This is a genomic window from Vallitalea okinawensis (assembly GCF_002964605.1).
Classification (GTDB): Bacteria; Bacillota; Clostridia; order Lachnospirales; family PQDH01; genus Vallitalea_A; species Vallitalea_A okinawensis.
Map to the genome: position 1 here is coordinate 939937 of NZ_PQDH01000002.1, position 12214 is coordinate 952150.

The following is a 12214-nucleotide window of genomic DNA, read 5'->3' on the forward strand; positions in this document are numbered from 1 at the left end:
CTTTTCTATGTGCTTATTATGGCACTCTTATAATTTTTCATACCCAGTATAAAAAGAATTTATTTGATTCTGACTCAGTGAAATTGTCCAATACTTATACAGAAATTTTTTTTGCTAAAGCTTTAAAAAAATATTAAATAAATTTTACAATTTTATTACACTAAAGTATCAGATGAATTATTTTACAATGAGTATTACTTTGTTTCATACCAGTCAATAAGGAAATTAACAGGTTACTGGCTCTTTAAAAATCTATATAAATATGCAAGAATAGTATTATCAGAAAATCAAATGATTTTTCAATTTATTAAAGGTAAGGACGTTGATCATGATCTTTTTAGATTTTAAATTAAAGAATGATTCATCAAAATATATACAGATCGCTGATTATATTAAAGAACGAATTGTTGATGGGGCACTACGAACTGGTGATAAACTCCCTTCAACCAGACAGCTAAGCGCATTATTGAAGTTAAGTCGTACAACTATACAATCTGCCTTTCAGCTTCTTGTTGATGATGATTTTATCTATAGTCAGCCTGGTGAAGGTTATTATGTTTCTGATAAAGATCCAATCCTTAGAACGCCTTCACACATTCAATGGAAACATTATTTCAATACTAATGGTGAACTAGCGAAAAATATGGACTTAATCAAAACCGAGTTGCCATGGAAAAAGAATATGATTTCATTTACCAGCATCGCTCCTGACTCAAGCTACTTTGACACCGATGCTCTAAAAAAATCTTTTCTTGATATATATAGCCTTGAGAGTAATAAGCTTCTTAACTACGGTTATGCTAAGGGGTATCAACCTCTTATTGACACTTTAAAGACTTATATGCACTCAATGGGTATTCATCTTAAGGATAAAGACGTACTTATTACGAATGGCTTTACAGAGGGACTCAATCTTGTCTGCAATACCCTTACAGAACAAGGTGATTGTATTTTATGTGAGAATCCAACCCACCATACTGCCCTAAAAATATTTATGACTCATGGCTTAGTACCCATTGGCATACCACTTTCCGAAAATGGACTTGACCTTCAACTCCTTGAGGCTAAAATTCAAGAACATCAACCAAAGTTTTTATATTTAACTCCCTCATATCATAATCCTACTGGAATGGTCATTTCACCACAAAAAAGAGTTGCTATCATTAACCTTTGCAAAAAGTTAAATATTCCAATTCTTGAAGATGGTTTTAATGAAGAACTACGCTTTTCAGATATCCCCATCAGACCCTTAATGAGTTACTCCGGTTATGGGAATGAAGTCATTTACATCGGCAGTTTTTCCAAAATTCTATTCCCCGGTTTAAGACTGGGATGGGTCATGGCAGACCATGACGTCATTGATATTTTGGAGAGTTTTAAAAGGACTATGACGATTCATACTTCTACTCTTGATCAAGCTGTGCTTTATCAATACATGAAAGAAGGATACTATGATAGGTACTTAAAAAAAGTTCGACAACATTATAAAGAACAATATCAATACGCAGTTGATGAACTGAAGAAATACATTCCATACAAAAAACTCTATGGAGAAGGTGGCTTACACCTCTTTATTGAAGTCCAGATCAATGCAAGACAACTTCTAGAGAAATGCTATGAACGGGAAGTGTTATTTTTACCTGGAGATATCTTCCACCTTGATGATGAAGGCAAAAACACGCTACGATTAGGCATCTCTCGTGTTACTAAAAGCGAAATCACAGAAGGCTTTAAGATTATAGGTAACTGTTTGGAGGAATTACTATGACAGTCAGTATTATAATGGGTGGCCCCTCCAGTGAAAGGGATGTATCCATCCATACAGGAAATGAAATTATGAAGTATATTAATAACGATTATTATGATGTCAATCCTATATTATTTGATGATAAGCAGCAGTTAATCGATCAATTAAAAGGCACTGAATTTGCCTTCCTTGCTCTACATGGTGCATACGGTGAAGACGGTGTCATTCAAGGAACTCTTGAATCTTTAGGTATTCCTTATTCTGGATCTGGTCTCTTATCCAGTGCCTTATGCATGCATAAAGCTAAGGCCAAAATGCTCATGGAGCATCAGGGTATACCTACCCCTAATTGGCAGCTATTAACATCGGATAAATATTATTGGGTAGATAGAAATCGAATAAAGGTGGATCTCCCTTTGGTGATTAAACCCAATGCATCTGGTTCGAGTATAGGCACTTCATTGGTTAAGACAACTGATCAATTTGAAGCTGCTCTCAAACAAGCTTTTCATTATGATCATCAGGTATTATTAGAAGAATATATTGATGGATTGGAAATCACATGTTGTGTTTTAGGTGGCACTCTGTTGCCAATACTGAGTATACAACCTGAACATCAGTTTTTTGATTATACATCCAAATATGAAGAAGGTGGCGCATTAGAAGAAGTTATCACACTCCCCACTTCACTTCATACCAAAGTAGAAGAAACAGCTTTAGCTTGCTATCATTTATTTGAATGTAAAGCTTATGCAAGAGTAGATATGCTGATTAGAGATGATGAACTGTTTGTACTTGAAGTCAATACCCTTCCAGGTATGACTAAGAACAGCTTGTTTCCAAAAAGCGCTGAAGCCCAGGGTTTATCTTTTACAGAACTTATTGATCAAATCATTCAGTTATCCCTAGCGCCATGTTGTTAACTAATAAAAGTACTAAGGTAGGATTAGATAAAAGTTTCCTGAATCACAGAAAAAGGTTGGCTCATTTAGAACCAACCTTCGTTTCATTTATTGATTTTTCATGGCTATGGTTAGGCAAATACCAAATCCACCCCATAATAATCCCATTGCAATAATAGCAAAGATAATCGCGCTAGTACTCATTACATCTCAACTCCTTTAGAAATGTTAGCTTCGTAAGTTTGTGATCCCTTAATACTCTTAAAGATAAAGGCTGCAATAGCTGTTACAATAATTGTACCAACACCAAATACCATTAACTCTGATACGCCATAACCTTCATAAGGAACTGTTAGGTCAATAAACGTTTTATAAATAAACATAGTACCTAATAAAACAGGTGTTAAGAATTTAAGTGTAAAATTCCACCAACGCGCTACAGTGAAATCTGATAATCCATTGGCATACTTACGAATTCCTTCAAGGTTAAAGAACCATGCAATAAAAATAATCTCAAGTAAACCAGCAATAGCAATACAGTAAGTATTGATAAAGTGATCGACGATATCTAGAATGAAGATACCAGCACCTGTTACAAATAATAATGATATAGAAAAACCAACTAGAGTGGCTATTGTTAATACTTTCTTACGTGATGCATTAAACTTGTCCGCTGTACCTGCAACAAAAGTCTCCATGATTGACATACTGGAACTTACTCCTGCAAAGATCAAGCATAAGAAGAATATGGCTCCAAATGCAGCATTAAAACCTGGTAAAGCATTAATAGCCATAGGGAATACGATAAAGGCTAAACCAATACCGCCGGTTGCTACTTCTTCAACTCCTACACCTTGAGATGTAGCCATGAATCCTAGCACACTAAATACAGCTATACCTGCTAATAAACTGAATGAACAGTTACCAAAACCAGTAATAAATGCGTTATTAACGATATCTGTTTTCTTAGGTAAATAACTTGAATAAGCCATCATAACACCGAAACAAATACTTAATGAGTAGAATATTTGGCCATATGCGTTAATCCACACTTCTGGATCAGCTAAAGCTGAAAAATCAGGTGTGAAGAAATAATCTAAACCAGCACTTGCACCGGGTAAAGTAATACCTCTTATAACAATAACTAATAAACAAATGATTAACAATGGCATAAAAATCTTATTTGCTTTTTCAATACCGCCTTTAACTCCAGCCATTAAGATAACATAGTTAATTAGCCATACAAGTACTAAAGGAATTAATACAGCAGAATTAAATCCTCCTAGTTGGAAAGCTCCTTCAGTAACATTAAGGAATTCCCCAAAGAAGAAAGCTTTTGTATCTGTTCCCCAAGCACCACCTTGTAATGCAAATACAAAATAGTTAAAAGCCCATGCTATAATAGCAACGTAATAAACCATAATCGCAAATGAAATAATTGTTTGGAACCAACCTAGTGTTTCAAACTTTCTATTAATTTTACCAAAAACACCTGGTGCGGATGTTTTTGTCTTATGTCCAAGTGAAAACTCTAAAATCAGAATTGGTATACCTGCAGTTAACAGTGCGAATAAATAAGGTATTAAGAATGCTCCTCCACCATTACTTGCAGCCACATATGGAAATCTCCATATATTCCCTAAACCGATTGCGGATCCAATTGCGGCTAGAATAAATCCCATCCGTGAACCCCATTGACCTCTTTCACTCATAAAATTCCCCTTTCATATTTTGATATGAATATTATATAATGTTGTAAATAGTTTGACAATAACTATTTGTCAATAAATGTAAACACCTTTAAGCACATACTCTTTATCTATATATTATCGCTAAACTAAGCAAATAATGCACTTTTAGGATGATTGATGTTATTATACTTTAATAATCTGCTAAATGCAAGTTGAAAAACCCCCTATTCATCAAGTTTCAAATTTTTATCCTATATCTTTTGATATACAAAGTAATTTATCAAACTAAAGTGCAAAAGCGCTAAAATTTCATGCTTCAAATTAGTGTAGAAAAAATTTTCATTCAGGTCAACCAAGTACATTCTATAAATATTTCTTATAACTCCAATATTTTCTACTTAAATTAAAGTATTTATTCATCATTTACATAAAAAGTAATATGAACTTAGAAAGAGAGCTCACGAATGAGCCCTCTCAAGCTGTCGACGAAGTCAACGGTATTTTTATTAGTTATCATTTCAAGTCACTAGACTCGTTAGTTTCAATAATGTTAAGAATCACAGTTGCAGCTTCTGCTCTTGTCAATGTATCTTTTGGAGCAAATACACCATTTCCACGACCTTGTAGAATGCCAATACCAACAACATAATCAATACTCTCTTTCATAGTATCAGAAATGTTCTCAGTATCACTAAAAGTAATAGGCTTTACAGGATCAATAGGATCAAGTTTAGGTTCGAAGGATTTTCCTGATCGTAAAGCTATAGAGATAATAAACGCCATTTCTTCACGAGTAATGTTTTCATCTGCTTTTGCTTTGTGGACCTCAGTAATAAATCCTTCATCTAATGCTGCTCGCATATATACTTCATACCAGTCTCCAGTAATATTATCATCTAATTCGATGTCAAGAGTTACTACAAGCATCTTAATAAATTCTGCGTAAGTGACAGTACCTTCTGGATCAAAGATATTGTTTCCTCTACCACTAACTATTCCAAGTGAGGCAAGCTTCTCTATTCTATCTTTAGCCCAATGACCTTCCTTAACATCAGTAAAGGAGATTACTTTGACATCTACTTTATTTTCTTTTTCACTTGATGCTGAACTGCTAGACCCGCTTCCAGAATCATGATCATCATCGTCGTCATTGTCATTATTATTGTTGTTATTGTTGTTATTATTGTTATTGTTGTCGTTATCATCATTACCATCATCAGGATCAGTTGGAGTATCGTTATCTTCTTCAAGTGTAACAGTTAGTGTATAACTCCCCTTATTACCTACTTTATCCTCACCGGTAACAGTTATGTTATTTTCGCCTACCTTTAATGGCACTTTATACTCTTCGAGTTGAACGATAACTACACCATCTTCAGGTGTGTATTCAATATAATTCTTATCAATTGTTTCGACATGATGATTATTAACCCTTACTTCAAGGAATGCATGGTCTTCAGTGACAGTGGCGTAAACAGTATAATAGTATTGATCATTTTCCTTAACAATTTTACCTCTATTTCCGTGAACTCTTACAATAGGGTCTATTGTGTCAAAATATAGCTCATGATCAAATTCAATCGTATTTCCTGCCTTATCTTTTCCTCGTACACTGATTGTATTCTTTCCTTCATACCCATCATAAGGTACACTAAACTTCCATACTTCCTCATCAAAATCAAAAGTAGTTTCTACTTTCTTATCATTTATTTTAACATACTTGAGCGCTGAGTCATCTTTAACATATCCTTCAATCATAACAGATTTATAATCAAATGCATTTAAAAATCCCGGAGATGTTATCTTAATATATGGCGGCATACTATCTCCATCAGCAATACCCTTAGGTTCTTCTGTCTCGATCACGGTAACTTGTAAAGGCAAGACAAAATAGTCTTTTCCATCCACATAGCCTTCTAGATCTTCCATCTCTACTGCTGCAGAGGTTGTCATACTAACTACTGATGAAGATGTTGTATCAGCTTCTAAATCTTCTGTATTAGTAATTGATTCGTAAAGATCATCATTGGCTATATAGACAACTTGAGTAGTCGTTACACCTACACTCTCAGCTGATATGATTAAAGTTTCTTCATCGATATTAATAATTTCCTCATCATACCCATCCATTACAAAAGTTCGCTCTTTTTCTCCATCCTGTAGGATATAATTATTTGCATCATCAACAATACCTAACTTAATTGTTACTCCTATAGTTTCTTCTTTATTTGAAGACAAATTAAGTACAATATCATCATTGTTTAACATAGCACCTTTTACACCATTTGTCTCAAAATCACCATTGATTAATAACCCAGTATCAGTTATAAAATCAACTGATTCATTCCAACTTTGAACGCCTGGAAAAAGTATAATTGGCTGAGAACCTAATTCCTTTTTAACATCTTCCAAATTAATAATCGCTGAATCACTTATATATAGGTCTGTAGAACCATCTAATAGATTTTCAGCTAGTAACATGTACGCACGGATACCTCTGCCTTGTTCATTGGCATCTATGGTAAGTGTATTGTTATCTAATAAAATATTTTCTACTGTTGATTCACTATGGTCAACGTAAACAGGGTAATCATATTCTTGCCATTCTGCACCTACAAAATCTATTTTTGCGCGAACACGAATATAGTATTGACCATCAGAAACAAGTTCACCATTTACAGTCATATCCCACGCGAACTCATCTTTCAGGATATATTGTTCATCATCTGATAATGTAGATTTTCTTGTCCTTCCATCATTACCCAATTCTCTAATTACGTTCTTTTCTTCATCAAGTACTTCAACAATTATCTCATCTGTATTACGAAGTAACGAAATTACGGGATTTGCAACTTTGTTACTCAACTCATCATCCAAATTACCAATGACGATGTTTTCCATAAGTAAGTTGCCATCTATATCTTCACCGAGGAAGAAGTTATTTTGATCTACTAGAACAGCTCCGGTTGGTAAACAAGAAGGTCTTGTTTCCTCTCCATATACTGATGCTTCAATAATCGGTGCATCATCCCACTCACCATAAAAGCCCATGAAAGGAATACTTAGTTGAGGTGCAGTATCATTTTGACTATCAAACACAATATAACCATCAATAAAAGTACCATTTGGATAAGCATCATTTATTGGTCCACCATAATAAAGCTCTCCTCCTGTAAGGTCAAAACTAACATTTACATCAATACTACCATTAGCTGGTACTGTAATTTCATCTTCATTTCCATTAAAGGCTATTGGTAACCGTATTATCCCCTCACTTGATGGGTCTGGTAGAGTAATAGCTGTACTATCAGAAACATTTAGTCCAATAATTGTACCATCGGAGTTAACTTGACCCGACATATCATAAGTAATATCATTATCTGAGAAATTAGTTAGTGTAACTTTAAAATCAACTTGTTCATCGATCTCCCCTAATACGACTTTAGAATCACCTAAGTATTGGTCTGTTATAACCACAGGAGTTGTTATAGCACCATATAAGTCCATAACCCCTGCCCCAGCTCTTCTTGGTGATACATATGATTTAAAAAGATCACTATCATCAAGGTCTTCATTTAACATCCCTGCTGAAAGATGAGGTGTAGCTGTACTCATCGCTAAATTCTTAGCCATCTGAACTCTATCAAATCCAGTAAGTTCTGGAAACTCTTCATCAACTCTTTGCAATACTAAAGCCATTCCACCTGCTACATGTGGAGCAGCCATACTTGTTCCACTATTGGAACCATATGTATTATCATTATAAGTAGAATAAATATTACCACCTGGTGCTGTAATCTCTGGCTTCAAATCTAGTGTTTGTGGTGGTCCCCATGATGAAAAACTTGACATCTGTCCTGCAGATGGGCTTTCTATATTAAGGTTACCCTCTACAAAACTTAATGTATTTACAGTTGAATCTTTGAGCTTCAATCCATCGGAGTTCTTAATAAAAGTCGCAGGTATTTTAATATTTTCAAGTCCTCCCATGAACATAAGTTCCTCAAGTCCATCTTTATTAAAGATAATAACGGCAACAGCACCATTTGCATAAGCGTTATCAACTTTTTCAGAGAAATAATAATTTCCTCTCTGAATTAATGCCACTTTACCATCCACATCTAAACCTTCAAAATCACCAGGTCCGCCAAGACCACAATAAACATACTCATATTCCTCAGTCCCTAATTCTTCTGAAGGTCTGAATGGTCCATTAGGAAGATGCTTGATTTCAAGCTCTTCATCACCATTAACTTGCTTAAGCATCCCTGCTCCAGCTAGGTGCGTATTTTCTATTGATGCTACTTGAATAGAATTAAGTGCAATACCTGGTGCTCCAATCACTGATGTTTCTGGATTGGAAGCATAAGAGTATGGATAACCTTCTGTAAAATCGGAACCAAAGTGCCCAGAATTACCTGCTGAAATAGAGCAAACGATACCATTATCTACCGCTCTTTGTACGGCTATCTGTTCAAGATCGGAGCTATCTTGGAAGCCAGCTGATGCACCTAAAGACATATTAATAACGTCGGCTCCCATAGCTATGGAATCATCTATTGCTGCTATAATAATATCACCATAAGTTGAGGGGTATGCTGGATTATTTGAAAATACTTTCATACCAAGAATTTGACATTCTGGAGCGATACCCTTTAATCCATCTGTATCAGCACTATTTGCACCAACAGTACCGCTAACATGCATACCATGTGCTTCAACATCATATGTATCTTTTATTGTCTCATTATTATCAAAATAGTTATAACCATACGGTACTTTTTCAGTATAATACTCACCTTCTAAACCTTTTACCTTGATAATTGACTTTACATCTTTTTTGGTTAGTTTCACATCTGTTTCTTCTGATATTCGCATATCTTGGTGTAAATGATCAATACCTGAATCTATAACAGCGACAACCATACCTTCACCATTATATTTTCCATCATAATTAATTAATGTATCTTTATTGATAATTGAACTACTGCTAAACATTTCAGGACGCTGATACTCTGTAGCTAAATAAACATTTTTAACGGCTGGCATGTCCTCAATTTTTTTAGCATTTTCAAAGGTTGTTATCGTGCTAAATCCATTGACTACATTAGTAAAGGATTTCTCCACCACCATACCATTTATTTGTTCTTCTATACTTGCTATAGAACTTTCCTGCTCCAACTTAATAGAATCAATTATGCTCTGATTCTCATCGCTATTAATACTTCCTACATTAAACCCCTTGTAGTTAACTGCAGGATCACTATCAAGTTCAACAATTATTCTTACTTCTTCTTGGTCTTGAACACCTAATAGATCTTGAACAACTTCTAGTCTAGTTTGATTTTCTGTACTATCACTTTTCCATATTTTCGCAGACGTAGGCAACATGTTAGTTAGAACCAGTGTTACGATTAAGAGAAAGCTTAGAAGTTTTTTTCTCATCACTTAGACCTCCTATAGTATATTTACAAATTACGTATTGGTAATTTATGGAATCATTATATACCAGAAGGAAACTAATTGTCAATATTTACCAATTTTATTCAAGCAAAAGTAATACACATTACATTATTACTAAATTTTGTAATATTTATTACTTTTGCGCAAAATTAAAACACATAATCAATGTTTATGGAAAAAATAATTCCTTACATTAATTATGTGTTGCATACATAGTTACATTATCCTTCAAACCCAATTAAATCTTTAACTACTTCAGATGATATAATTAGACCAACAACTGAAGGAACAAATGCCACGCTACCTGGTATTTGACGTCTCTCGACACATGTACGGTCTTTATTAGGACAAATACAGTGTTCTTTGCACCCTCCACCAAGTTCAATTGGCTTCATAGGTTTCTCTTTTGAATAAACGACCTTCAGTTTCTTTATTCCCCGTTTTTTTAATTCAGAACGCATTACTTTTGCTAATGGGTCGTATGAGGTCTTATAGATATCTGTTACCTCAAACATGGTTGGATTTAATTTATTACCTGCTCCCATACTGCTTATAATTGGAATCTGCATATTCTTACAGCGCTGAATTAAGTCTAATTTTGCTGATACCATATCAATGGCATCTATAACGTAATCGTATTCTGCTCTTAATAATCGCTCTGCGCTCTCAGCATTATATAATTCTTGATAAGTTTCAACATCAGCTTTAGGATTAATAGATAAAATACGTTCTTTCATCACTTCTACTTTAGGCTTACCTACAGTCTTACGAGTTGCATGTATTTGTCGATTAATATTGGTTAAACATACCTCATCATCATCAACTAAAATAAATTTTCCAACACCGCTACGTGCAAGACCTTCAACAGCATAAGTGCCAACTCCGCCAATACCAAATATAGCAATCGTACTATTTTTCAATTTATTTAAACCTTCTGTTCCTATAAGCATTTCTGTCCTAGAAAATGAATGTAGCATTCAGTCATCACCTCATTACAATTTTTTCACCACTTCATTATATTATACTCCCTCCTTAAAATCAATGAGGTTTTATCTCATGGTGTTATGGAAATTAACGGAGCTTATAACTTTTTTATTTACATGGAGGCTGAAATTTAGTATTATTGAATAATGTGCGTTTTTTAACCTTATTCAAAGGGTTTTAGCGGAATTTTAAAAGTATTGCATAAGAAAGGCGGATTTTGACTTTATGTCTATAACTCAAACTAATAAATTGATTCAAGAATATGGATATGATCAAAAAATGATCAAAGACCTTTTTCCTGAAATGAAAGAGCCCTTTAAACTCAATGATTTTTTAAATAAGATGCCTAAAGCAGAATTGGATCAAATAAGACGTAATTTGGATATTAAAGGGGTTAGTCAGTTAAAGAAGGGGGATCTTATTAATGCATTATACCATACCATCGATGAGAAATTGCCACACCTCTTATCTTATATAGATGATCGACAATATCAGTTTTTATATCAACTTTCAACCAACGCATTTCAAACTATTGATGATTTTGATGATATACCCCTTATCTATTTTTATCGTCAAACTGGTTTGGTTTATACCTGTACCTATGAGAATAGATTAGTTTATGTTATGCCAGAAGAAATACGTTCAATAATTACCGAACTACCCAAAACTGACATTATATCTCGAAATGAGGAATGGGTCAGACTTGCACAAGGTATGCTTTATTACTACGGTGTTCTTGAAGAAGAAAAGCTGATAGAACTTATTGAAAAAAACAGTAAATACAAAATGGATCGTGAAGCATTTTTGAAGGTGCTTGATATTGCATGTATTATTTATGAGCAAATCATTCGTACAGATTATGGCTTCTCTTTTTGCACGTTATTGGATCCAGAATTTATACTTACTCAACAAAAGAAATGTTCAAAGGATTATAATTCTGTTAGTTACAAAGAGCTCTATAAAGCTGGTGAATTAGATTTCATCGAAAACTCCTACCATGTGAAACAGTTATTCTCTTTTTTAATGAGTCACTACGATATCAGCTATGACATGGTCGATGATATTGTGACTGGATCAATTTTTGATATCAAAAACTTGATACCATTGGATAACATTCTATTATCTTTACAGAGTGCTATACAAATAGATAATCCTGATTTATTGAAATCTATTACTTCTCATCTGTATAATATAAAAGACCATACTCCTTTATGGTCTCTGAAGGGTTATTCAGAAAAAGAATACGATTCTGGTTACAGTGTACTTGTATCCAAAAAAAAATCCAATGTGGTTCAACTTACTAATAAAAAAATTAGCAGAAATGCTCCCTGCCCATGTGGTAGTCAAATTAAATATAAATTTTGTTGTGGCCAAGAAAAGTAATGAAAAGCACCCCAAAGCTAATATGCAAATGGGGTGCTACTTTT

At 34.1% G+C, this 12214-nt stretch carries 7 protein-coding genes; 3 read left to right on the plus strand and 4 right to left on the minus strand.

Features of this window, described 5'->3' with window-relative positions:
• The first annotated feature begins 328 nt into the window (after window positions 1–328).
• Both pdxR and C1Y58_RS09200 read left to right on the plus strand, forming a co-directional pair.
• Window positions 329–1768 (plus strand): MocR-like pyridoxine biosynthesis transcription factor PdxR, encoded by a 1440-nt coding sequence (pdxR, locus tag C1Y58_RS09195; protein ID WP_105615717.1) that lies wholly within the window; start codon window positions 329–331, stop codon window positions 1766–1768.
• Window positions 1765–2670 (plus strand): D-alanine--D-alanine ligase, encoded by a 906-nt coding sequence (locus tag C1Y58_RS09200; RefSeq protein ID WP_105615718.1) that lies wholly within the window; start codon window positions 1765–1767, stop codon window positions 2668–2670. The genes pdxR and C1Y58_RS09200 overlap by 4 nt, the downstream gene beginning before the upstream one ends.
• A gap of 87 nt (window positions 2671–2757) precedes the next feature.
• Here C1Y58_RS09200 and C1Y58_RS09205 read toward each other — a convergent pair whose 3' ends face one another.
• From C1Y58_RS09205 to C1Y58_RS09220, 4 genes are all read right to left on the minus strand, one after another.
• A complete protein-coding gene (locus C1Y58_RS09205) occupies window positions 2758–2853 on the minus strand; it encodes a MetS family NSS transporter small subunit (protein WP_105615719.1) in 96 nt (31 codons plus the stop codon).
• Window positions 2853–4361, minus strand: coding sequence for a sodium-dependent transporter (locus C1Y58_RS09210; RefSeq protein WP_105615720.1), 1509 nt, complete (start codon window positions 4359–4361; stop codon window positions 2853–2855). Before C1Y58_RS09210 ends, C1Y58_RS09205 begins: the two co-directional genes overlap by 1 nt.
• A gap of 492 nt (window positions 4362–4853) precedes the next feature.
• Window positions 4854–9785, minus strand: coding sequence for a S8 family serine peptidase (locus C1Y58_RS09215; protein WP_105615721.1), 4932 nt, complete (start codon window positions 9783–9785; stop codon window positions 4854–4856).
• 239 nt (window positions 9786–10024) lie between these two features.
• Window positions 10025–10780 carry a tRNA threonylcarbamoyladenosine dehydratase gene (locus C1Y58_RS09220; protein WP_105615722.1) on the minus strand — a complete coding sequence of 252 codons (756 nt, stop codon included), beginning with the start codon at window positions 10778–10780 and terminating at the stop codon, window positions 10025–10027.
• Window positions 10781–11012: 232 nt separating this feature from the next.
• Here C1Y58_RS09220 and C1Y58_RS09225 point away from each other — a divergent pair, with 232 nt between their 5' ends.
• Window positions 11013–12170, plus strand: a complete 1158-nt coding sequence (locus C1Y58_RS09225; protein ID WP_105615723.1) for an SEC-C metal-binding domain-containing protein — start codon at window positions 11013–11015, stop codon at window positions 12168–12170.
• Window positions 12171–12214 lie beyond the last annotated feature (44 nt).

Bases quoted from the DNA above. Each gene is read 5' to 3' on its own strand.
- pdxR (WP_105615717.1), top strand. From the start codon at position 329: ATGATCTTTTTAGATTTTAAATTAAAGAATGATTCATCAAAATATATA.
- C1Y58_RS09200 (WP_105615718.1), top strand. From the start codon at position 1,765: ATGACAGTCAGTATTATAATGGGTGGCCCCTCCAGTGAAAGGGATGTA.
- C1Y58_RS09205 (WP_105615719.1), bottom strand. From the start codon at position 2,853: ATGAGTACTAGCGCGATTATCTTTGCTATTATTGCAATGGGATTATTA.
- C1Y58_RS09210 (WP_105615720.1), bottom strand. From the start codon at position 4,361: ATGAGTGAAAGAGGTCAATGGGGTTCACGGATGGGATTTATTCTAGCC.
- C1Y58_RS09215 (WP_105615721.1), bottom strand. From the start codon at position 9,785: ATGAGAAAAAAACTTCTAAGCTTTCTCTTAATCGTAACACTGGTTCTA.
- C1Y58_RS09220 (WP_105615722.1), bottom strand. From the start codon at position 10,780: ATGCTACATTCATTTTCTAGGACAGAAATGCTTATAGGAACAGAAGGT.
- C1Y58_RS09225 (WP_105615723.1), top strand. From the start codon at position 11,013: ATGTCTATAACTCAAACTAATAAATTGATTCAAGAATATGGATATGAT.